This window comes from Microbacterium sp. (assembly GCF_036566905.1).
GTDB lineage: Bacteria > Actinomycetota > Actinomycetes > Actinomycetales > Microbacteriaceae > Microbacterium.
In genome coordinates this window covers 15864-37010 of sequence record NZ_DATCVK010000093.1, presented here as the reverse complement: position 1 = coordinate 37010, position 21147 = coordinate 15864, and the positions used below count along the sequence as shown (strand labels likewise).

Below are 21147 nucleotides of genomic sequence, written 5' to 3'. Positions count from 1 at the left end.
CACGTCGCGCTGCGCGGGACGATGACTATCGTTCGGACCGGTCCAGCTGGGCGCGCAGCTCGAGGTCGTTCTCGGAACCGGTGAATTCGGTGATCCGCCGGTTGGTCACGCGGTACATCGAGAACTCGGCCACATTGACGCGGCGCCGGGTGGCAGCGATCCCGCGGAACGTTCCCAGGTGGGTGCCGCTGCCGCGCAGATGGGCGGCGACCCGGTCGTCCTCGACCACGAGCTGGATGCGGCGCCACTGCCAGTCGGGGAAGCCCTGGAAGAGGTCGGCCATGTCGGCGACCCACGCCTCCGCTCCGCCGGGCAGATGCGCACGCCGGACCGACGGATCGACGAACGAGCGGATGGCGTCGAGGTCGTGTCGGTTGCAGGCGTCGAGATACTCGGCGTACCACTCGCGCGTCTCCCACGGCTCCACTCCCTCATTATCCGGGGAGCCGCGAACTCATCGGTTCGCGTCGCGTCCCGAGGGAAGCGCCTGACGCCATGTCTTGCGGAACCAGTCGAAGACCGGCGCGATCGATCGCCATCGTCGTCCGAACAGCGCCTTGCCGAATGAGTGGTCCTGCTCCGTCATGTCAGATCCCTGCCGATGCCGCGTGCGGGCACCGCAGGGTCGGAACGTCGACGAACCGAGGAGCGGGCTCGCGCGGAGGCCTGTGTGCCGAGGTAAGCGCCGGGGTCTGGGGCGCCAGGCCAAGGGTAGGCGCATTATGGCCGGTTGTCGCGCTTTTTTTCGGATCAGACGATGCGCCCGACCCCGCGTGCGGCGGTCAGCGGCCTAACGCCGGGGCAGGACCTCGAGCGTGGTCTCGAGGACGTCGTCGCCGGTGATGGCGCCGACGGGGCCGGGTCCGTACCTGTCGTACTTCGCGTGGAGGGCGCTGTCGAGGCTCGGACGCACCTCCGGGTCGGCGACACGGAAGGTCACGTCGACCTCGATGCCGCCGGCGCTGACCCGCCCCTGGCCGGAGCGCCGCGCCCGGCGGAACCATCCGTTCTCCGGGCCATGGGCGGAGCGGATGTAGAGCGTGTCGCCGACGGTGGCGTGCCAGATCGTGGTGAAGGGTCGCAGCGTGCCGTCCGGTCGCTGCGAGGTGACGCGAAGCTCGGTGGCACCGCCGATCCGGCGGAGCTCGTCCGCGGTCCAGGCGGTCACGATGCGCTCTCCCGTCCGCCGCGCGGGTACTCGCCGGGCGCGAGCTTGTCGCCCCAGACGGTCTCGGGCTCGTCTGTGGCCGGGGCTTCCCACATCGCCAGATGGCACATGAAGTCGTCTCCGGTCGCGCCGTGCCAGTGCCATTCCCCCGCCGGCGTGTACACGGTGTCGCCGGGGTGCAGTTCGATGACCTCCTCACCACGGCTCTGCACGTATCCGCGGCCCTCGGTGACGTGGAGCGTCTGCCCGACGGCATGCTTGTGCCACGCCGTGTGCGCACCGGGTGTGAATCTGACGAGGTTCAGGCGTGCACGGGAGGGCTCCTCACCGGCGTAGTACGCGTTGAAGTACACGTCCCCGGTGAACCACTCGTCGGGCCCCTTCACGGTGGGTGTCTTCGGCTGCATCCGCGTGCTCATAAATCCTGCCTTCCTGCGACCCGCCCTGCCTCGGCGGCCGTCACACCATTCCACTCCCCCCGTCCCGCCGGGGGAAGGTGCTGGTGTGACGTGTACTGCGAGTGCCCCCCAACCAGATCTCGAGCGTCCGTCGGCACGGCGAGGTGTCAGCGGAGCGCGGGAGCCAGGTCGTAGCCGAACGCGTACAGCTCGATCCACCGGCCGGGCTGCACCTCCCACAGCCCCTCGCGCTCCGACAGCCGCTGGAAGCCGAGCTTCGCGTAGAGCGCGTGGGCGCCGGTCATCTCGGGCCCGCTGTTCATCACGACGCGGTGCGAGCCCCGCTGGCGCGCGAGGTCGATGACGTGGCGCGTGAGCGCCTCGCCGATACCGCGCCCTCGCGCGGACGGTGCGACGGCCAGCTGGCGGAAGTCGGTCTCGCCCGGCTGGGCCATCTCCGCGAGCGGCTTGCCCGCACGCGCGACCCATACGGTGCCGAGGATGTCGCCGCCCGCGTCGACCGCCACCCAGACGTCGCCGTCGTCCACCCGGCCGGCGACGTCGCGCAGCGACGAGACGTACTGGTCCGACAGCCCGCCGTAGCTCGCCAGATAAGCCTCCGCGGTCACCTCGCCGGCGCGCTCGTACTCCTCGGTGCGGACCAGGCGGATGGTCCAGCCGGCGTCGGCCTGCGCGGAACCGTCTGCGGCTTCGGCATCCCATGCCTCCGCCAGCAGCTCGTACGACCGCACCCGATCGACGGGGTCGTGCGTGACGGTCGTGACCAGGAGCTCGTCGGCGCCGGTCACGCGCTGCAGCGTCTCCAGCCGTTCGACCACGGTCTCGGGCGAGCCCACGAACTGCGTGTCGAGACGGTCGCGCACCACGGCGAGCTCGTCGGCCGCGAGCGGTTCCGCTGCGGCCTCCTCGGGCGAGGGGAAGGGGACGGCGCCCTGACCGGCGCGGATGCTGTGCACCCATCGACCGTAACCCGCCGTGAGACGGCGGGCTGCGGCATCCGTCTCCGCGATGACGGCGTCGACCGACACGATGACGTAGGGCTCGGCGATGCGGCCCGGACGGAACGCGGCGCGGTACTCGGCGATCGCCTCGAGCACGAACCCGGCCGCGACGTGGTAGTTGGCACCGAACGGCAGGCCGAGCTCGCCGGCGAGACGCGCGCTGGGGCCGGCGGTGGAGCCGTGGATCCAGACCGTGACGTCGGCGCCCTCGGCGGGCGTGACATGGATCGGCACCTTCTCGGGCGGGCTGAAGGTGCCGTCGAAGAACGACAGGATGTCGGCGACATCGGCGGCGAAGCGCTCGGCAGCCGCGTCGGTGCGTCCCAGCAGACGCGCCTGCACGACGAAGCGCTCGGCGTCGAATCCGGCGAACGGGCGGGCGGCGGGCAGCAGGAGCCCGTCGACGACGCGATCTCGCGGCGCGGACGGCAGCGCGGCCTGGGCGGCGCTGCGCGAACCCGACCTGCCGATGCCGAGGTCGAAGCGACCGGGGTGCAGCTGGGCGACGACGCCCGCGGCCTCGGCGACCTGAGCCGGGGAGTAGTTGCCGATGATCGTCGCGGCGGTGCCGATGCGGATGTCGCGCGTCACCGCCGCGACCGCCGCCAGCAGCACGTGGGGCGCGGCCCCGGCGATCCCAGGGTTGAAATGATGCTCGGCCACCCAGTAGCGCCGGTATCCGAGACGCTCCGCCGCGCGCGCCAGTTCGATGCTGGCACGGAGGCCGTCAGCAGGCGTCTGGCCCGTGCCGAACGGCGACAGGTCGAGGACGGAGAGCGGAACGCGGGACATGGGTGCTCCCTCGGGTGGACGCAGGGCGGGAGGGTGAGGGTAGACGCAGGATGCCGGCCGGACCCGCGGAGGGTCCGGCCGGCATGATGCTGGTCAGGACTTGGGGAGTCCGGGCGGGTTGATCAGGCTCTCGTCGACGCGCTCCGAGTCCAGGTCCCAGATCTTCAGGACCTCGTCGTACTGCCCGTTCTCGATGAGGTAGTTGAGCGCGATGCCCACCGGCTCGATGAGCCCGTTGCCCTTGGCCGTCGCGGCGGCGATGTTCGCCGTCAGCGGCCAGCCACCGGGCACGAGACCGACGAGCTTGGTGTCACCGGTCTCGCGAGCGGACCAGGCCGACGTCGCGTTCGGACCGAACGTCGCGTCGATGCGGCCGGACTGCAACGCCAGCACCGTCGCGGCGTTGTCGTCGAAGTACTGCAGCTCGGCGGGCTCCTCGCCGGCGGTCTCGAGCTCCTCGTTCCAGGCCAGCAGCACCTGCTCCTGGTTCGTGCCCGAGCCGACCGCGATGGTGAGGCCCGAGATGTCGGCGGCCTCTTCGATCTTCTCGATGTCACTGTCGCTCTTCACGTAGAAGCCGAGCAGGTCCTCGCGGTAGCTCGCGAAGTCGTAGAGCTCCTTGCGCTCCTCCGTCACGGTGACGTTCGACGTGATGAGGTCGTACTTGCCCGACTGGATGCCGAGGGGCCAGTCCGCCCACGCGACGACGACCGGGTTGTACTCGAGGCCGAGAGCGTCGGCGATGAGCGCGCCGATGTTCGGCTCGGTGCCCGCGGCCTCGGTCTCGCCCTCGGGGATGTAGCCCAGCGGCGGGACATAGGCGGAGTGCGCCACGGTGAGCTTGCCCGGCTCGACCGGCTCGAACCCGCTCTCCTCGAGGGCCGCGACCGCCTCCGCCACGGGCTCGTCCAGACGGACCCACTGGATGTCGTCGGTCGCGACGTTCGCCGACTCCGCGGTCGCCTCGGGTGCGGCCGCCTCGGCCGGGGCGTTCTGGTTGACGCCCCAGACGACGCCGCCGACGATCGCGGCCACCGCGACGACGCCGACGCCGATCGCGACGCCCTGCTTCTTGCTCAGTGCCATTGCTGTGTTTCCTTTTTCTCGGGTGAAGACTCGGTATCGAGATCTGTGGTGGTCAGGCCAGGACCTTCGCGAGGAAGTCCTGGACGCGCGGGTGCTTCGGTGTGACGAGGACCTCGGCGGGCGGGCCCTGCTCGACGACCTGGCCGCCGTCGAGGAACACGACGCGATCGGCCACCTCACGGGCGAACCCGACCTCGTGCGTGACGATGATGAGCGTCGTACCCAGCTGTGCGAGGTCGCGGATGACGTCGAGCACCTCGCCGACCAGCTCGGGGTCGAGCGCGCTCGTCGGCTCGTCGAACAGGATCACCTTGGGCTTGAGCGCCAGGGCACGGGCGATCGCGACGCGCTGCTGCTGTCCGCCCGACAGCTGGCGCGGGTAGTGCTCGGCCTTGTCGGCGAGGCCGACGCGGTCCAGCAGGCCCAGCGCGAGCTCGCGGGCATCGTCCTTCGAGAGCCGGCCGAGGGCGATCGGCGCCTCGGTGACGTTCTCGAGCGCGGTCAGATGCGGGAAGAGATTGAAGTTCTGGAAGACGATGCCGATCTGCGTCCGCCGCTCCAGCACCTCGCGCTCGCGCAGCTCGTAGAGCTTGCCGCCGCGCAGCTCGTAGCCGATCAGCTGGCCGTCGACCGTGACCGAGCCCCGGTCGATGCTCTCGAGGTGGTTGATGGTGCGCAGCAGCGTCGACTTGCCCGAGCCGCTGGGTCCGAGGATCGCGACGACCTCGCCCGGCTCGACGGTCAGATCGATGCCGCGCAGCACCTCGACGCCGCCGTAGCTCTTGTGGACGTTGTGGATCTCGACGAGCCCGCGCGTGGCGGTCTCCGCGATGACGGTGCTCATGCGCCTGCTCCTCCAGAGTTCTTGGTGTCGTTCGACGAGCCGCTGAACGTCGCCTTCGCGACGACGGGGGCATCGACCCCGACGAGGGGTGCCGGACCGGTCTCGGCGTCGCCCAGACGCGCCCACTGCACAGCGATCCAGTGGCGGGCCCGCTGCACGGGCGTCGGCGGCAGCACGCGCACGGTGCCACGGGCGTAGTGACGCTCGATGTAGTACTGCGCGATGCTCAGCACCGTGGTGATGATCGTGTACCAGACCACCGCGACGAGCAGCAGCGGGATCACGCGACTGTTGCGGTTGTAGATGACCTGCACGGCATAGAAGACCTCGGGCAGGGCGATCACGAACACGACCGACGCACCTTTGACCAGCCCGATCACCTCATTGGTGGCGTTGGGGACGATCGAGCGCATCGCCTGCGGCAGGACGATGCGCGTCAGGCGACGGCGGGGCGGGATGCCGAGTGCCGCGGCCGCCTCCAGCTGGCCCTGGTCGACCGACAGCAGACCGCCACGGATGATCTCGGCCGAGTACGCCGCCTGGTTGAGGCTGAGCCCGAGGATCGCGGCCGCGAATGCGCTGATCAGCTGCACCGTCGGGAACTCGACGATCCAGAAGTCCGTGGTGAACGGGGTGCCGAGCCCGAGGGTCGGGTACAGGTAGCCGAGGTTGTACCAGACGATGATCTGCACGACGAGGGGCACCGAGCGGAAGAACCAGATGAACAGCCACGCGGCCGAGTTCAGGAGAGGCGACTTCGCGAGGCGGGCGAGCGCCAGCAGCGTCCCGAGGAAGAACCCGATGGATGCCGAGACCACCGTCAGCAGCAGGGTCAGGCCGACGCCCTGGAGCACCGGCTCCGAGAGGAAGTAGTGGGCGAAGACATCCCACTCGTAGTTCTCGTTCGTCACCAGCGACCAGGCGAACTGGGCGACGACGAACAGCACGACGATGCCGATCGACCACCGGAACCAGTGCCGGGTGTGGACGACGGGGAGATCGCCGAGGTCGACGCGCGACGACGCCGCCGGCGACGGCGGCGCGGCTTCGGCGGCGCCTGCCTGGCGCGGGAGTGTGTCGGTCATGAGGGGCTCCTCGGTCGGTGGCGCGGTGTCTGCGGGGTGCGCCGGTAGGCCGAAGCTAGGGCCAGACGCCGCCGGTTGCCGAGCCGTCAGGGGCGCCCGGCGACACGGATCGTGACGGTCCGCAACGCGGCGTCACACTCCGGAATGCACCGACGCACACCGTCCGTCCCGGCGCGAGGAGACCTACCGTGGCTCGCATGTCCGATACCCCGTTCGCCGTCGCCCTCGAGCTGGACGCCGACGGCGCCCACCCCGCGGCATCCGCCCCTCCTGCCGCGCTCTCGCCGCGCCGCCTCGCCGCGCGCATCGCGAGCGCCGAACGGCTCGGGTTCACCGCCGCCACCTTCGACGATGCGCCGTTGCCGGTGGGCGATGTCCCGCGGTGGGATGCCGTGCAGCGGGCTGCGTACGCGGCGCCACTGACGACGGCGCTCGGCCTCGTGCCGGTCGCGCACGTGGCATACAGCGAGCCGTTCCACGTCGCGACCCAGCTCGCCAGCCTCGATTGGGCGTCGAACGGCCGCGCAGGCTGGATCGCTGCGGCCTCCGCAAGCGCCCGCGAGGCCGCCGCCTACGGGCGCGAGGCGCTGTCCGACGAGGAGCTGCGCCGCGAACGCGACGACGTCATCGAGGTGGCGCGCCGGCTGTGGGACTCGTGGGACGACGACGCGGTGATCCTGGATGCGGCCACCGGCCGGTACCTCGACGCCGACAGGCTGCACTACGTCGACTTCGAGGGCGAGAACTTCTCGGTGAAGGGTCCGCTCATCACGCCGCGTCCGCCGCAGGGCCAGCTCGTCGTCGTGGCGCCCGCCGGGACCGTGGGCATCGACGTCGCGCTCGTCGAGGGCGCCGACACCGTGGAGATCGCGGATGCCGCCGCCCGCACCCGCGCAGCCGGCGCGACGCGCGTCTGGGCTGAGGTGGAGGTCGTGCTCGATGCCCGGGGCGTCACCGCCGAGCGGCGACTGGACGCCCTGGGGACGTGGCCGTCGGGCGCGCGCCTGCGGCACGTCGGCGACGCCGCGGGGCTCGCCGCACTCCTCGCCGATCTGTCGGCGGCCGTCGACGGCGTACGGCTGCACGTCGCCGAGCTCGACGTCGACCTTGAAGAGACAGGGCGCGCCGTGCTGCCGGCCCTCCGAGCGCGGATCGGGTTCCGTTCCCCCCGCCCGGGCGAGACCCTGCGCCACACGCTCGGCCTCGAGCGCCCCGCCAACCGCTACGCCGCATCCGCCGTGAAGGAGTTCGCATGACCACGTCCCGCCGCATCCAGTTCGGAGTCTTCTTCCAGGGCGTCAATTTCGGCACCATCTGGTCGAGCGACCGCAGCGGATCGCAGTACGACTTCGAGTCGTTCCGCCGCATCGCGCAGACCGCCGAGCGCGGGCTCTTCTCGGCGTTCTTCCTCGGCGAGGGACTGCGCCTGCGCGAGCACTTCGGCCGCATCCACGACCTCGACATCGCCGGGCGCCCCGACGCGCAGACCCAGCTCGCGGCGCTGGCCGCGGTGACCGAGCGCATCGGCCTCGTCGCGACGCAGAACACCACCTACAACGACCCGTACGACCTGGCCCGGCGCCTGAACTCGCTGGATCTGATCAGCGAGGGCAGGGCCGGCTGGAACATCGTCACGACCGACAACGCCTGGACGGGGGCGAACTTCCGTCGCGGCGGCTACCTCGACCATGCCGACCGGTACCGGCGCGCGGCGCAGTTCGTCGACGCCGCTCAGCGGCTGTGGGATGCCGGCGCCGACGGCGTCGGAACCACGGTCGAGGTCGACCGCGACCTGGTGTCGTTCGCGGGTCCCGCACCGCTGCCGCCGAGCCGGCAGGGTCGGCCGGTGCTGTTCCAGGCCGGTGACTCCGACGAGGGACGCGAGTTCGCCGCGGCGAGCGCGGACGTCATCTTCTCGGGCCACCCCGGACTCGACGAGGCGATCGCCTTCGCGGCAGACCTGCGTCGGCGCCTGCCCCGGCACGGGCGGGGTGAGGACGAGCTCAAGTTCTTCCCGGGCGCGCAGTTCATCCTCGCGCCGACCGACGCCGAGGCGCGCGAGAAGGCAGAGTGGGTCACCCACGCGCAGGTGTCGCCGCAGACGGCGATCCGCTTCCTCGAGCCGATCTGGGGCCGGGATCTGTCCGACTTCGACGCTGACGGCCCGCTCCCCGACATCGACCCCGTCGTGGACGAGGTCGACGGCGCGCGCGGCTCGCTCTTCCAGGGGCGCCGCGCGCTCGAGACGGCGAGGGAGTGGCGCGAGAGCGCGGCCGCGGACGGCCTGTCGATCCGCGAGTTCGTCATCAAGCGGTCGTCGCTGCGCACCTTCGTGGGCGGCTACTCGACGATCGCCGACCGTGTCGTGCAGTACGTCGACGCCCACGCCGTCGACGGGTTCAACGTCTCGCCGTACCTGGTGCCGGAGGGCCTCGACGACATCGTCGACGGGCTCATCCCCGAGCTGCAGGAGCGCGGCGTCTACCCCGCCGAGTACCCCGGCACGACGCTGCGCGAGAACCTCGGCCTCCCCGACGTCGGCCAGCGCGCCGAACTCGCGGCCTGAGGGGGGCGAACTCGCGGCCACAGATCTGAGGGGTACGTGGGTGACCGACCCGCCGCCCGTTTCGAACTTCGGCCGGCATCCAGGCTCGGCATCCAGCCACCGTGGTTCCCTCGTGAGGTGGCGGCGGTGAGGCCCGGCGCTCGCCCGCCGGGCCTTCTCTAGAGGCGGCTAGGAGTTGATCTGCTCGACGACGTCGTCGGCCGACTCCTCGATCGCCTTGCGCAGCTTGTCGTAATCGTCGGAGTCGATCGCCTTGCTGATCCGCTTGTCGGCCCTGGTCAAGGCCTTCTCGACGTTGTCGGCCCACTTGTCGTCGACGACGGCGACGACGGCGGAGGTCCCGGGCGCGAGATACTCGTCAACGTCGACGCCGAGCTGCTTCTCCTCGCGGTTCTTCTTGATCTTTCCGAGGATCGCGCCGATGCCGGCGCCGACCGCGGTGGCCGCCAACAACGGCGGTGCGAACAGGCCGACCACCACTCCGGCGCCGGCGCCCCAGGCGGCACCGTGCCCGACCGACTTGTCGCCGTGCTCCTTGACCTGGACCTTGCCGTCCTTGTCGCGGACGAGCACCACGGCGCCGACGATCTCGTATCCGCCGGCGTCCTGGCCGCTTCGGAGGGCTTCGTAATCGTCCGACGCCGCCGTCGTGTCGTCGTACGAGCCGACTACCAGTGCGAGATTCTTCGTACCCATGGATCTCTCCTTCGGTTGATCTCGGAAGCGACCGGCCGGTCGCTTCCGGACTCTGGGTCATCAGGGTGGTGTGATCTTATTGCTGCGCCCGATGCGCTGGCGAGGCTCTCAACGGTGAATTCTTCGATTCTTCTGAAGTGAGAATCCAGGCTGCCGCCACGGAGGTCGGGGCGCAGATGGGTCGGCGAGTGGGCGGAAGAGAGCCAGACCGCAGGTCACCACGCGAGTTGGTCGCGACGGCGGGTGAGGTAGGCGCGCTCGGCGGCATTGCCGGCCAGCGCGATGGCCATGTCGTACGCCGTCCGCGATTCGCCGCTCCGCCCGACCCGCCGCAGGAGGTCGGCGCGCGCGGCATGGTACGCGTGGTACCCGTCGAGGGCCTCACGGAGTCGGTCGATCTCGGCGAGCGCCACATCGGGGCCGTCCACCTCGGCGACGGCGATCGCGCGGTTGAGTCGCACGATCGGGGAGTCATCGAGCCGGATCAGGCGGTCGTAGAGTGCGACGATCTGGGACCAGTCGGTGTCGCGTGCGGACGGCGCATCGGTGTGCACCGCGTTGATCGCGGCCAGCAGCTGATATCGCCCTGGCGGCTCGGCACCGGCGGCGACCGCGGCGATCCGTTCGCGGACCAGCGCGTGACCCTCGATGATCAGAGCCCGGTTCCACGCGCCGCGGTCTTGCTCGTCCAAGGTCACCAGCTCACCGGCGTGCGACACGCGCGCGGTGCGTCGTGCGTCAGCGAGGAGCATCAGGGCGAGGAGTCCCGTCACCTCACCCTCATCGGGAAGGAGCATGCGCAGGAGGCGGCCCAGGCGGATCGCCTCATCGGTCAGGTCGGCGCGCAGCGGGTCATGGCCGGCGGTGGCGAGATAGCCCTCGTTGAAGATGAGATAGATCACCGCGAGCACACCGGCGAGCCGTTCCCGGATGTCGCCGGCCGACGGCATCCGATAGGGAATGCGCGCAGCCCTGATCTTCGCCTTCGCACGGGTGATACGTCGCGCCATCGTGGTCTCCGGTACCAGGAAGGCGTGGGCGATCTCTGCGACGGTGAGTCCGCCGAGCAGGCGCAAGGTCAGCGCGACCCGGGCCTCCATTGCGAGAGCAGGATGACAGCAGGTGAAGACCAGCCGGAGGCGGTCATCCTCGACCGGCCCAGTCGGGTCGTGTGGTGTGTCGTCGGACAGCATCTGGGCCGCCTGATGTTTGTCGTCGCGATGGGACTCCCGACGCAGCCGGTCGATCGCCTTGCGCGTCGCGGTCGTGGTGAGCCATGCGCCGGGGTTGGGCGGTACGCCGTCGCGCGGCCACCGCTCCACCGCGGCGACGAATGCCTCGGCGGCTGCGTCCTCGGCCAGATCGAGATCGCCGAAGCGACGGGCGAGACCGGCCACCACCCGCGCCCACTCCTCCTGGTGGGCACGGGCGATGGCCTGGTCGACGGGGGATCCGGTCACGACTCCCGCAGAGCCCGAACGGATGCCGCGCGCCGCGCGGGCCGCGTTTCGACGGAACCGAGCTCGTTGTCCTCAGCCGGCACGAACGCGGACTCCATGCAGCACGGCATCCTCATTCACCCGCGCGCGATTGCCGTTCGATGATCTCCGAGACGTCTGACGGGAATCGGTGCACTTCCTGCGGCCAGTCCAGCGAGACGGCCAGTCGCCCTGCCCAGTAACGGGCGGCCTCATCGTCCGGCACTTCCACGACGGTGAATCCGCCGAGATGCTCCTTGCTCTCGACGAACGGCCCGTCGGTGAAGACCGGCTTCCCGTCCTTGCTCACGACGCTGCAGACAGCGGTCGAGGCATCGATTCCCCCATCGGCGTAGAGGAAGACGCCCGCCTCCTTCATGTCGTCGAGTACGGCTCGCGAGGCCTCGCTCTTGGCGCGCAGTTCGTCGGGGGTGTGCTCGGGCACCCACTCGTCGTTGAATGCGATCAGATACTTCGTCACTGTCGTCTCCTCTCATCGGGACGGGAGCCATGTCGCGGCTCCTCGGTCGCGGCGACCCGGACGGGGTCGCACACCCAATCCACGAACGGCGGCGCTCGGATACGACACTATCCCCGGGACATTTTTCGCGGCTGCCTCATGCTCACCCGGCGTCACGACGTTCTGCGGCCGGCGCGCGAGCTGCAGACGCCGGCACCGACGCCAGCTCCGGCACCGGCCGTGGCCGTGGCCGAGCCAACGGGTGGTCCGGCGCGTTCGCTAGCCTGCTGTCGATGAGTTTCGATGTGGAGACGTGCGGCGCGAACGCCGTGACCTGGGCGCGCGGGCACGCCGGCTCGACCGCGTACGCGACGCGCTGCCTGGCGTTCGTCGAGGACGCGATCGAGCGCTCGAACGACCTCGAGATGTTCGGCGGCGACGACGCGGCCGAATCGGCTCGCCTCTACGCCGCAGCGGTGAACACCGGTGAACCCCCCATCCACGCGCTGGTGTTCTACGAGAGCGTCGGCGATCTCTTCGGCGAGCGACGCGACTGGGGCCACGTCGGCCTGAGCCTCGGCCACGGCCGGATCGTCCACGCGTGGGACCGGGTGCGCGTCGACGACTACCGCGACCTCGAAGCGCTGACGCCCGCGCCCGGGTGGGAGCCCTTGCGCTGGGTCGGATGGGTGCCACTCGCCCGCGCACTCGAGGGTGCTCGGCCGCGGGTGTGGGACGAGGATGCCGCCACCGCAGCCCTCCGGATGCAGGCGGAGCGCTTCGCCGGCTGACGAGCCTCAGCGCTCGAAGGGGGAATCGTCGCGAGAAGCCAGGGGCGTAGCCCGGCGTCACAGTGGCTACTCGTGAGCGACGGCGCATGACGGATCATGGCGCCGTGTGACGAGCTCATGCCGGGGGCCGTGCAGACCGGCCGTAGCGTGGCGCCGAGGAGCGGCATCCGTCCCCCTGAAAGGACCACCGTCATGACCGACACCACCGACACCGCGGCCGAGACCACCTACGACGCGCCGCTCATCACCGCGGAAGAGGCCGCCGGCCGGGCGGCCGCGGGCGCCCTCGTCATCGACGTGCGCAGCGACGCCGGACGCGAACGCGACGGCGTGATCCCCGGATCCATCCGCGGCGACCGCGACAACCTCGACGCGCAGTTCCTCATCGACTCGCCCGAGAAGTTCGCCGAGATCACCGACTGGGACCAGGACATCGTCATCGTCTGCGGATCGATCCGCGGGTCCGGCCCCGTCGCCGAGCAGCTGCGCGCGAAGGGCTTCACGAACGTCGCCCACGTCGATGGCGGCTTCCCGGCATGGAAGGAGTCGGGTGCGCCGACCGCGGAGGCGCCGGCGCCCCAGTGACGCCGACGCGGAATGACGGATGCCTCGGCTCTCCCTTGCGGGATGGCTGAGGCATCCGTCGCTCTAGGCGTTCCGCAGGATGCGCTCGGTGACGCGCGCCGAGAAGTGCAGCGCGTTGACCGGGACGCGCTCGTCGGCCGCGTGGAACTGGGCGAACACGTCGAAGTCGCGGGGCACCCGCAGCGGCACGAAGCCGTAGCCGTGGATGCCCAGCTTCGCGAAGTGCTTGTTGTCCGTGCTCGCCGGCAGCAGATACGGCACGACGACGCCGTCGGGGTCGTCGATCGAGATCGCGTCCTGCAGGATGCCGATGATGGGCGCGTCGACGGGCGCCTCGGTCGCCGACCACCAGCGCCCCTCGCGGATGTCGATGCCGTCGCCCACGACCTCTCGGAGCCCGGCGCGCAGCGCGTCGTCCTCCCCCGGCAGGATGCGGATATCGAGGCGGGCCGAGGCCTCGGCCGGGATGATGTTCGTCTTGTCACCCGCCGTGAGCACCGTCGGCGTCGCGGTGTTGCGCGTCGTCGCACCGACCAGCGACGACACGAACCCGAGGCTCTCGAGGTCGGCGGCGAGCGACTCGTCGGTGAACGCCAGCCCGCGCGCCTCGCCGAACACGTCGAGGAACCGCTGCAGTGCGGGGGTGCGCACCACGGGGAACCGATGGGCGCCGACCGCGGCGACCGCCTGGGCGAGGCGCACCACGGCATTGTCGGCGGTCGGCCGCGAGCCGTGCGCGGCGTGCCCCCGGGCGCTGAGTGTCGACCAGGCGACGCCCTTCTCACTCGTCGCGACGAGGTATGCGCGCCGCTCGTCGGCGGGGTCGGCGGCCAGCGGCACCGAGAAGCCCCCCACCTCGCTCAGCGCCTCCGTGACTCCCGCGAAGAGCTCCGGGCGGTTCTCGACGAGCCACCCCGCTCCCCAGACGCCGCCGCTCTCCTCGTCGGCGAGGAACGCGAACACCAGGTCGCGTCGGGGCACGATGCCCTCGCGCGCGAAATGGCGGGCGACGGCGAGGATCGTCCCCGCGTAGTTCTTCATGTCGACGGCGCCGCGGCCGTAGAGGAAGCCGTCCTCGATGTCGGCGCCGAACGGCGGGTGGGTCCAGTCCTTCTCGTCGACTGGGACGACATCGAGGTGCGCGTGCACCAGCAGGGCACCGGCATCCCGATCGCGACCGGGAATGCGCGCGATGAGCGATCCGCGCCCCGGGCGGGACTCGACGAGCTCCGAGGCGATGCCCGCCTCGGAGAGGCGTTCCTGCACGTACTGCGCGGCGCGGGTCTCGCCGTCGCCGATGGTCGCGAGCACTCCGGTGTTCACGGTGTCGATCCGGATCAGCTCCTGCACGAACAGCAGCGCCTCGTCCTCCAGCAGCGTCGACACGGGATCCCTCCTCGAGCTCAGGCGGCGGACGTTCCGCCGGGCCCGAGGGTAGCCCGATGCGCGGTCTCGGCAGCGACACCCGCGCCACACCGGGTCACACCGCGACACGACACGACACGGCAGACCCGGATCGGTATGGTGTGCGCATGGCGCGTTCTCGGGCATGGGCGACGGCGTGGACGGTGCTGCGGCTGGCGATGGCGGCGGTCATCGCGGCGGCGATCACCGCGCAGCTGTCGAAGTCGATCGGGACCGCGGCCGAACTCGGCCGCGACGTCACCACGACGATCACGAACTTCTTCAGCTTCTTCACGATCCTCTCGAACGCCCTGGCGGCGATCGTGCTCGTCTGGGCGGCGGTGTGGTACTTCGCCCGCGGACGCAGAGCGGTCGCCGAGCCCCCCGCCCTGGCCGTCGCCCTCGCCTGCGCGAGCAGCTACATGATCATCACCGGCATCGTCTACAACGCACTGCTGCGCAACATCGAGCTGCCCCAGGGCAGCGCGCCCATCCCGTGGTCGAACGAGGTGCTGCATCTGATCGGCCCACTGTTCCTGCTGGCCGATGTGTTCGTCGGCCCGCTGCGCCGGTCGCTGCCGTGGCGCAGCCTGTGGGCGGTGGTCGCCTTCCCGATCGTCTGGGTCGTGTACACGATGATCCGCGGCCCCCTCGTCACCAACCCCGTTTCGGGCGACCCGTTCTGGTACCCGTATCCGTTCCTGAACCCGAACAACCCGGGCGGCTGGCTCTCGGTGATCGTCTACGTCATCGGCATCGCGCTCGCCATCGTCGCCGTCGGTGCCTTCGTCGTGTGGTGGGGCCGCCGGACCGGTACCGCCGACACCGATGCCGACGCCGCGACGCCGGCGGCGGCGGCATACGTCCCCTCCGAGGCGCTGTCGGAGTGACCCGAAACGGCCGTCGGCGGCCGTTTGTGTGTTCTGTCCCCCGAACGGCGGACACGTTGTAGCTTCCCGACAACACGCGCGTATCGGCGCGCGCTTTCCGCACCCTGCCGCCACACATGTTTCCGGTCCGTCGGTATCGGCGGGAGTACATCTGTGCTCGGGGACAACGACACGCAACCGCGTGGTGTCGAAGGGGGAGACATGTATTGGTCATGGTTTCGGATCGTCGCGGCGATCACCGGGTTCTCGGGGGTCGTCGCCGGATTCATCGTCAACGTCGATCGCGCAGCGCGCCAGGGGCAGGGCCTCGGCGACGTGCTGGCGAACTACTTCAGTCTGTTCACGATCGTGTCGACACTGCTCGGCATGATCACGCTCCTCGTCGCCGCATCATGGGGGATGCGGCACCCGGGCACAGGGCGCGAGCCGCTCGGCATCGCGCTCGCCCTGGCGGCCGTGACCGGACCGGTGCTGCTGCTCGGGCTGGTCTACAACGCGCTGCTGCGTGGCCTGCCGGCACCGGTCGCCCTCGGCGACTCGGTGGGCATCGCGATGCTCGACACCTACGCCGCAGAGGTTCTCCACGTCGTGCTGCCGATCTACTTCGTCCTCGACCTGGTCTGGGCACCGCGCCGGCGCGGGCTGCCGTGGTGGTCGCTCGCCGTGCTCGTCGGCTACCCGCTGGGCTGGACGACCTACACGATGGTCCGGGGCGAGCGCGTCGCGAGCCCCGACGGCACCACGGCGTGGTGGTACCCGTACCCGTTCCTCGACCCGCATGGCGCGGGCGGCTATTCGTCGGCGCTCCTCTACATCGGGGCGATCCTGGCCGGCTTCCTCGCGATCGGGACCGCGATCATCGTGATCGGCCGCTATCGCGATCGGCGGGCGACCCGCCACGGCGCACCGGCCGCGCGAGGCGCGCTGCCGATCTGAGCGGGTCAGGGACTGCGGGACGCCGGGCCGGGTAGCGCCGCATCCCTTAACTAGACTTGACGGCATGTCGAAGGTCCTTCAATCCCTGCCCGTCGGCGAGCGCGTCGGCATCGCCTTCTCAGGGGGCCTTGACACCTCCGTCGCCGTCGCGTGGATGCGCGACAAGGGCGCGATCCCCTGCACGTACACCGGCGACCTCGGCCAGCCCGACGAGGACGACATCGACGCGATCCCGAGCCGCGCGCTCGAGTACGGCGCCGAGGTCTCACGACTGGTCGACTGCAAGCCCGCGCTCGTCGAAGAGGGCTTCGGCGCCCTCGCGTGCGGCGCGTTCCACATCCGCTCCGGCGGCCGCACCTACTTCAACACGACGCCCATCGGCCGCGCCGTGACCGGCACGCTCCTCGTGCGCGCCATGAAGGAGGACGGCGTCGACATCTGGGGCGACGGGTCGACCTACAAGGGCAACGACATCGAGCGGTTCTACCGCTACGGTCTGCTCGCCAACCCCGCCCTGCGCATCTACAAGCCGTGGCTCGACGCCGACTTCGTCACCGAGCTCGGCGGGCGCCAGGAGATGAGCGAGTGGCTCGTCGAGCACGGCTTCCCGTACCGCGACTCGGCCGAGAAGGCCTACTCGACCGACGCCAACATCTGGGGCGCGACGCACGAGGCGAAGACGCTCGAGCACCTGAACGTGTCGCTCGAGACCGTCGAGCCGATCATGGGCGTGCGCTTCTGGGACCCGTCGGTCGAGATCGAGACCGAGGACGTCACCGTCACCTTCGAGGCCGGCCGCCCGATCGCCCTCAACGGCGTCGAGATCGCCGACCCGGTCCAGCTCGTCTTCGAGGCCAACCGCATCGGCGGCCGCCACGGCCTCGGCATGAGCGACCAGATCGAGAACCGCATCATCGAGGCGAAGTCGCGCGGCATCTACGAGGCGCCGGGCATGGCGCTGCTGTTCATCGCCTACGAGCGCCTGGTCAACGGCATCCTGAACGAAGACACGCTCGCCACCTACCACGAGCAGGGCCGCCGCCTCGGGCGACTGATGTACGAGGGCCGCTGGCTCGAGCCGCAGTCGCTCATGCTGCGCGAGTCGATCCAGAAGTGGGTGGGCTCGACGATCACGGGCTCCGTGACCCTGCGCCTGCGGCGCGGCGAGGACTACACGATCCTCGACACGAGTGGCCCGCGCCTGTCGTACCACCCCGACAAGCTGTCGATGGAGCGCGTCGGAGACGCCGCGTTCGGCCCCACCGACCGCATCGGCCAGCTCACCATGCGCAACCTCGACATCGCGGACTCCCGCGTGCGGCTCGAGCACTACGCCGCGGCGGGCATCATCGGCGGCGCGACCGGCGAGCTCGTCGGCCACCTCGCGCAGGGCGAGGCCGGCGAGATCACCGAGCACGCCGAGGAGTACAGCGCCGAGCGGGAAGAGCTGGCAGAGGCGACGGATGCCGCGAACGAGGCATCCGCGTTCGACCTGGGAACCGACTGAGTCCTGGCGCGATAACTTGCACAACGCTGTGCAAGATAACTAACGTGGAGGCATGACCTCTTCGATCGATGCTGCGCGCCGCCCGCGGCGGGACGCTCTCGAAAACCGCGCCGGGATCCTCGCCGCAGCGCACGTCGCCCTCGCGCACGACCCCCGCGCGTCGGTCGACGCGATCGCCCGACAGGCGGGCCTCACGCGCCGCGCGCTCTACGGACACTTCGACGACCGCGACGCCCTCGTGCGCGAACTCGTGGCTCAGGGCGCGGAGAGGTTCAACACCGTCGCCGTCCAGATCGACGACGCCGACCCGCGCGTCGCGCTCGCCCGCCTCGCGGGGGCGCTGTGGACCGAGGCCTCCCACGTGCAGGTGCTCGCCGCGATCGCCCTCGACGAGGCCCACCTCGAAGAGACGGCGACCGCACTCGCCCCCCTGCGGCGCACCGTCGTGCGCATCGTGCACGAGGGCCAGGATGCCGACGTGCTGCGCACCGACGTCGCCGCGCCCACACTCGCCCGGCTCGTCGAAGAGACCGCGCGCACCGTCATCACGCGCATGGACGCCTCGTCGCCGAGCGCGGGCGCCCTCGCGGTGCGGGCCGTGCTCAGCATCGCCGGACTCTCGTGGCGCGAGGCCGCCGCGCTGCTCGCGGACCATCCCGACCTGCTCGCCCCACCGACGACCGCTGCCGCCGTCGAGGCGGTGACGGAGTGAAGGTCGAGCTGGATGCCGTCGGCAAGGGCCGCCGCGAGCACGCACTGCCGGTGACCTCGGCCGTGTTCGAGTCGGGGCGCGTCACGCTGGTCGCCGCCGAGACCGAGCAGCGCCCCACCGTGCTGGGACTCATCGCCTCGGGTCGCATGCGGCCCGACACCGGACGCGTCGCCCTCGACGGGCGCCCCGCCCCCTCCCGCCTGCGGCGGCGCGTCGCCCTCGTCGACGCCCCCGAGGTGTCGGAACCGGAGCCGAACGTCACCCTCGCCGGCGTCGCCGCCGAGGAGCTCATGTTCGCGGGCCGCCGGTCGGACCCGATCGCGGTGCGGCGCTGGCTCGACGAGCACGCGCTCGGAGAAGCGGCATCCGTCCCCGTCTCGAACGTGGATCCCGCCGACCGCGTGCGCGCGCTCTGCGAACTGGCCGTGCTGCGCAAGGGCGTGGAGGGCCTCGTGCTCGTCTCGCCCGACCGCCACGGCGGTCTGCCCGCCGCGTGGTGGGCGATCGCCGAGGACTTCGCCGCCCGCGGCCTCGCGGTGCTCGTGATCGCGGGGCAAGCCTCGCAGTCTGTGCTCGTTGAGCGGGCGAGGAACGAGCGAGACGAAATGCCCGGGATCGTCGGCAGGCCACGGCTGCGGCGTTTCACCGCACCGTCGAAGGGTGGCCGGGCATGAAGGTCCCGCAGATGATCCTCGCGGAGCTCCGGCGCCTCGCCTCGACGCGCATGTCGCTCATCGCGCTGATCGCGCTGATGGTCGTGCCGATCCTGTACGGCGGGCTCTACCTGTGGGCGAACCGCGACCCCTACGGCCAGCTCGACGAGGTGCCGGTCGCGCTCGTGGTGGCAGACACCGGTGCCGAGCTCAACGGCACGGAGCGCAACCTCGGCGACGAGGTCGCCCAGGAGCTCATCGAGGACGGCACCTTCGACTGGCACCTCGCCACCGCCGACGAAGCGGACGCGGGCCTCGACGACGGCGCATACGACTTCGCGATCGAGCTGCCCGCCGATTTCACCGCCGCGATCGCCTCCATCACGACGGGCGAGCCGCGGACGGCCGACATCGTGCTGCACACGAGCGACGCCAACAACTACCTCGCCTCGACGATCGGCACGCAGGCGGTCGAGCGCATCCAGACCACGATCACCGAGAAGGTCGTGGCCGAGGCGGGTCTCACCATGCTCGACGCGCTCGACACCATCCGCATCCAGCTGACGGATGCCGCCACCGGCGCCTCTCAGCTGGTCGACGGTCTCGCGCAGGCCGACGACGGCGCTGGGCAGCTCTCCTCCGGCGCGGTCCAGCTGGCCGACGGCACCGCGCAGCTGCGCGACGGCGCTGCCCTGCTCTCGACGGGCGCGGCACAGGTCGCCGACGGCGCGAGCCAGGTTGCCGGCGGCACCGCGCAGCTCGATGCCATCGCGGACAGGGTCGGCGCGGCATCCTCCGATGCGGTCTCGACACTGCCCCAGGTGCGCGACGACATCGCCGCGGAACTCGCCGAGGCGGGTGTCGACCAGACGCGGATCGACGCGGTCCTCGCAGAGCTGGATCCCGTCGGCGAACGGCTGGCCGCAGTCGACGATCGCGTGCAGGGCGCCGTCGCCGAGATCGGCCGGCTGAACGACGGAGCCCAGCAGGTGTCGGCGGGCGCCGCGAGCGTCGCCGCAGGCTCCGCGACCCTGGCCAGTGGCACGGCGACGGCCGCCGACGGCGCGGCGCAGCTGCGCGACGGCGCAGCGACCCTCGACGACGGCCTGACCCAGCTCGAGGACGGTGCCACCCAGCTGCGCGACGGACTCGCCGCGGGCGCAGCCCAGCTCCCCTCGTTCGACGCGGCGACCCGGCAGGCGCAGGCCGACACGCTGGCTGCGCCCGTCGAGATCGAGCGGTCGTCGCTCACGCAGGCGCAGAACTACGGCGCCGGCCTCGCGCCGTTCTTCGCTGCCCTGGCCGGCTGGATCGGCATCTACGCGCTGTTCCTGATCGTCAAGCCGGTCTCCAAGCGCGCGGTGACGGCCCTCCACTCGCCGATCCGCATCACGCTCGCGGGCTGGGCGACCCCCGCCCTCCTCGGCGGCCTGCAGATGGTCGGGCTCTTCGGTGTGCTCGCCCTCGCGCTCGGCTTCTCTTTCGCGCATCCGCTGGCGACGCTCGGCATCCTGCTGCTCGCCAGCGCCACCTATGCGGCGATCGTGCTCGCGCTCAACGTGTGGCTGGGATCGGTCGGGCAGTTCCTCGGCCTCGTGCTGATGGTGCTGCAGCTGGTGACCGCGGGCGGCACGTTCCCCTGGCAGACCCTGCCGGCACCGCTGGCGGCGCTGCACCACGTGCTGCCGATGGGCTACGTCGTCGACGCGATGCGCCAGGTCATGTACGGCGGCAGCGCCGACCGGGTGTGGCTCGACCTTGCCGTGCTGCTGGCATGGCTCGTCGGCGCGGGGGTGATCGCGGCCATCGGCGTCACCCGCATGACGCACTTCCGCACGCTCCGCGACCTGCAGCCGAGCGTCATCGGCTGACGGATGCCGCGGCGGAGAACTCGTTGCGGGCGCGGCCTTCCGCGCACCCGGCGCCACCGGATCAGGTGATTCCACGACCCGTTCCGGGGTTCGCAACGGCCGATCCCACGGCAAAAGCGAGTGCGATTCGGCGTGGGGCGCGGGTCGGGGTTAGCATGCGGAGCGGTGCCTGTGCTGCCCGAATGCACAGGGACCGAATGCCG

Annotated in this window: 22 protein-coding genes; 10 read left to right on the top strand and 12 right to left on the bottom strand. The window is 70.9% G+C overall.

Features of this window, described 5'->3' with window-relative positions; translation table 11 throughout:
• Nucleotides 1-25: 25 nt before the first annotated feature.
• From VIP82_RS07285 to VIP82_RS07250, 8 genes are all read right to left on the bottom strand, one after another.
• On the bottom strand, nt 26-427 hold the full coding sequence (locus tag VIP82_RS07285) for an ester cyclase (protein ID WP_331907131.1): 402 nt from the start codon (nt 425-427) through the stop codon (nt 26-28).
• 27 nt (nt 428-454) lie between these two features.
• The gene (locus VIP82_RS07280) at nt 455-586 is read right to left on the bottom strand and encodes a hypothetical protein (RefSeq protein WP_331907129.1); all 132 of its coding nucleotides are present in this window, start codon (nt 584-586) and stop codon (nt 455-457) included.
• A gap of 204 nt (nt 587-790) precedes the next feature.
• Nucleotides 791-1168 (bottom strand): DUF2255 family protein, encoded by a 378-nt coding sequence (locus tag VIP82_RS07275; RefSeq protein ID WP_331907127.1) that lies wholly within the window; start codon nt 1166-1168, stop codon nt 791-793.
• Nucleotides 1165-1587, bottom strand: coding sequence for a (R)-mandelonitrile lyase (locus VIP82_RS07270; protein ID WP_331907125.1), 423 nt, complete (start codon nt 1585-1587; stop codon nt 1165-1167). The genes VIP82_RS07275 and VIP82_RS07270 overlap by 4 nt, the downstream gene beginning before the upstream one ends.
• Nucleotides 1588-1733: 146 nt before the next feature.
• Entirely contained in the window at nt 1734-3380 is a 1647-nt protein-coding gene (locus VIP82_RS07265) for an LLM class flavin-dependent oxidoreductase (protein ID WP_331907123.1), read from the bottom strand.
• Nucleotides 3381-3473: 93 nt separating this feature from the next.
• A complete protein-coding gene (locus VIP82_RS07260; RefSeq protein ID WP_331907121.1) occupies nt 3474-4466 on the bottom strand; it encodes an ABC transporter substrate-binding protein in 993 nt (330 codons plus the stop codon).
• A gap of 52 nt (nt 4467-4518) precedes the next feature.
• Nucleotides 4519-5310, bottom strand: a complete 792-nt coding sequence (locus VIP82_RS07255; RefSeq protein WP_331907119.1) for an amino acid ABC transporter ATP-binding protein — start codon at nt 5308-5310, stop codon at nt 4519-4521.
• Complete coding sequence (locus VIP82_RS07250; RefSeq protein WP_331907117.1) at nt 5307-6395, bottom strand: amino acid ABC transporter permease; 1089 nt, start codon at nt 6393-6395, stop codon at nt 5307-5309. The genes VIP82_RS07255 and VIP82_RS07250 overlap by 4 nt, the downstream gene beginning before the upstream one ends.
• A 197-nt stretch (nt 6396-6592) precedes the next feature.
• Here VIP82_RS07250 and VIP82_RS07245 point away from each other — a divergent pair, with 197 nt between their 5' ends.
• Complete coding sequence (locus VIP82_RS07245; RefSeq protein ID WP_331907115.1) at nt 6593-7651, top strand: LLM class flavin-dependent oxidoreductase; 1059 nt, start codon at nt 6593-6595, stop codon at nt 7649-7651.
• A complete protein-coding gene (locus VIP82_RS07240; protein WP_331907113.1) occupies nt 7648-8961 on the top strand; it encodes an NtaA/DmoA family FMN-dependent monooxygenase in 1314 nt (437 codons plus the stop codon). The genes VIP82_RS07245 and VIP82_RS07240 overlap by 4 nt, the downstream gene beginning before the upstream one ends.
• A 168-nt stretch (nt 8962-9129) precedes the next feature.
• Here the strand turns inward: VIP82_RS07240 and VIP82_RS07235 are convergent, their stop codons facing one another.
• The 3 genes from VIP82_RS07235 to VIP82_RS07225 all read right to left on the bottom strand — a co-directional run bounded on the left by VIP82_RS07235 (nt 9130) and on the right by VIP82_RS07225 (nt 11616).
• The gene (locus VIP82_RS07235) at nt 9130-9657 is read right to left on the bottom strand and encodes a DUF1269 domain-containing protein (protein WP_331907111.1); all 528 of its coding nucleotides are present in this window, start codon (nt 9655-9657) and stop codon (nt 9130-9132) included.
• Nucleotides 9658-9872: 215 nt separating this feature from the next.
• Nucleotides 9873-11117: an RNA polymerase sigma factor gene (locus VIP82_RS07230; RefSeq protein WP_331907109.1), complete on the bottom strand. Its 1245-nt coding sequence runs from the start codon at nt 11115-11117 to the stop codon at nt 9873-9875.
• A 112-nt stretch (nt 11118-11229) separates the two neighbouring features.
• Nucleotides 11230-11616, bottom strand: coding sequence for a YciI family protein (locus VIP82_RS07225; RefSeq protein ID WP_331907107.1), 387 nt, complete (start codon nt 11614-11616; stop codon nt 11230-11232).
• Between the two features lie 272 nt (nt 11617-11888).
• On the opposite strand from VIP82_RS07225, the gene VIP82_RS07220 reads away from it, so the two are divergent.
• Both VIP82_RS07220 and VIP82_RS07215 read left to right on the top strand, forming a co-directional pair.
• On the top strand, nt 11889-12386 hold the full coding sequence (locus VIP82_RS07220; protein WP_331907106.1) for a C40 family peptidase: 498 nt from the start codon (nt 11889-11891) through the stop codon (nt 12384-12386).
• Between the two features lie 192 nt (nt 12387-12578).
• Nucleotides 12579-12971 carry a rhodanese-like domain-containing protein gene (locus tag VIP82_RS07215; RefSeq protein WP_331907105.1) on the top strand — a complete coding sequence of 131 codons (393 nt, stop codon included), beginning with the start codon at nt 12579-12581 and terminating at the stop codon, nt 12969-12971.
• 63 nt (nt 12972-13034) lie between these two features.
• Here the strand turns inward: VIP82_RS07215 and VIP82_RS07210 are convergent, their stop codons facing one another.
• Nucleotides 13035-14357 (bottom strand): M20/M25/M40 family metallo-hydrolase, encoded by a 1323-nt coding sequence (locus VIP82_RS07210; protein WP_331907103.1) that lies wholly within the window; start codon nt 14355-14357, stop codon nt 13035-13037.
• A gap of 146 nt (nt 14358-14503) precedes the next feature.
• On the opposite strand from VIP82_RS07210, the gene VIP82_RS07205 reads away from it, so the two are divergent.
• The 6 genes from VIP82_RS07205 to VIP82_RS07180 all read left to right on the top strand — a co-directional run bounded on the left by VIP82_RS07205 (nt 14504) and on the right by VIP82_RS07180 (nt 20944).
• Nucleotides 14504-15265, top strand: a complete 762-nt coding sequence (locus VIP82_RS07205; RefSeq protein WP_331907101.1) for a Pr6Pr family membrane protein — start codon at nt 14504-14506, stop codon at nt 15263-15265.
• Between the two features lie 201 nt (nt 15266-15466).
• Nucleotides 15467-16201: a Pr6Pr family membrane protein gene (locus VIP82_RS07200; protein WP_331907099.1), complete on the top strand. Its 735-nt coding sequence runs from the start codon at nt 15467-15469 to the stop codon at nt 16199-16201.
• A 64-nt stretch (nt 16202-16265) separates the two neighbouring features.
• Nucleotides 16266-17708 carry an argininosuccinate synthase gene (argG, locus tag VIP82_RS07195; protein WP_331907097.1) on the top strand — a complete coding sequence of 481 codons (1443 nt, stop codon included), beginning with the start codon at nt 16266-16268 and terminating at the stop codon, nt 17706-17708.
• Nucleotides 17709-17760: 52 nt separating this feature from the next.
• Complete coding sequence (locus VIP82_RS07190) at nt 17761-18420, top strand: TetR/AcrR family transcriptional regulator (protein ID WP_331907095.1); 660 nt, start codon at nt 17761-17763, stop codon at nt 18418-18420.
• Nucleotides 18417-19094 (top strand): hypothetical protein, encoded by a 678-nt coding sequence (locus tag VIP82_RS07185; protein WP_331907093.1) that lies wholly within the window; start codon nt 18417-18419, stop codon nt 19092-19094. Before VIP82_RS07190 ends, VIP82_RS07185 begins: the two co-directional genes overlap by 4 nt.
• A complete protein-coding gene (locus VIP82_RS07180; protein ID WP_331907091.1) occupies nt 19091-20944 on the top strand; it encodes a YhgE/Pip family protein in 1854 nt (617 codons plus the stop codon). The genes VIP82_RS07185 and VIP82_RS07180 overlap by 4 nt, the downstream gene beginning before the upstream one ends.
• Nucleotides 20945-21147: the final 203 nt, after the last annotated feature.

Coding starts and splice junctions, on each gene's coding strand:
- VIP82_RS07190 (WP_331907095.1), top strand. CDS start 17,761: ATGACCTCTTCGATCGATGCTGCGCGCCGCCCGCGGCGGGACGCTCTC.
- VIP82_RS07260 (WP_331907121.1), bottom strand. CDS start 4,466: ATGGCACTGAGCAAGAAGCAGGGCGTCGCGATCGGCGTCGGCGTCGTC.
- VIP82_RS07250 (WP_331907117.1), bottom strand. CDS start 6,395: ATGACCGACACACTCCCGCGCCAGGCAGGCGCCGCCGAAGCCGCGCCG.
- VIP82_RS07265 (WP_331907123.1), bottom strand. CDS start 3,380: ATGTCCCGCGTTCCGCTCTCCGTCCTCGACCTGTCGCCGTTCGGCACG.
- VIP82_RS07200 (WP_331907099.1), top strand. CDS start 15,467: ATGTATTGGTCATGGTTTCGGATCGTCGCGGCGATCACCGGGTTCTCG.
- VIP82_RS07245 (WP_331907115.1), top strand. CDS start 6,593: ATGTCCGATACCCCGTTCGCCGTCGCCCTCGAGCTGGACGCCGACGGC.
- VIP82_RS07255 (WP_331907119.1), bottom strand. CDS start 5,310: ATGAGCACCGTCATCGCGGAGACCGCCACGCGCGGGCTCGTCGAGATC.
- argG (WP_331907097.1), top strand. CDS start 16,266: ATGTCGAAGGTCCTTCAATCCCTGCCCGTCGGCGAGCGCGTCGGCATC.
- VIP82_RS07280 (WP_331907129.1), bottom strand. CDS start 586: ATGACGGAGCAGGACCACTCATTCGGCAAGGCGCTGTTCGGACGACGA.
- VIP82_RS07220 (WP_331907106.1), top strand. CDS start 11,889: ATGAGTTTCGATGTGGAGACGTGCGGCGCGAACGCCGTGACCTGGGCG.
- VIP82_RS07205 (WP_331907101.1), top strand. CDS start 14,504: ATGGCGCGTTCTCGGGCATGGGCGACGGCGTGGACGGTGCTGCGGCTG.
- VIP82_RS07240 (WP_331907113.1), top strand. CDS start 7,648: ATGACCACGTCCCGCCGCATCCAGTTCGGAGTCTTCTTCCAGGGCGTC.
- VIP82_RS07235 (WP_331907111.1), bottom strand. CDS start 9,657: ATGGGTACGAAGAATCTCGCACTGGTAGTCGGCTCGTACGACGACACG.
- VIP82_RS07215 (WP_331907105.1), top strand. CDS start 12,579: ATGACCGACACCACCGACACCGCGGCCGAGACCACCTACGACGCGCCG.
- VIP82_RS07270 (WP_331907125.1), bottom strand. CDS start 1,587: ATGAGCACGCGGATGCAGCCGAAGACACCCACCGTGAAGGGGCCCGAC.
- VIP82_RS07180 (WP_331907091.1), top strand. CDS start 19,091: ATGAAGGTCCCGCAGATGATCCTCGCGGAGCTCCGGCGCCTCGCCTCG.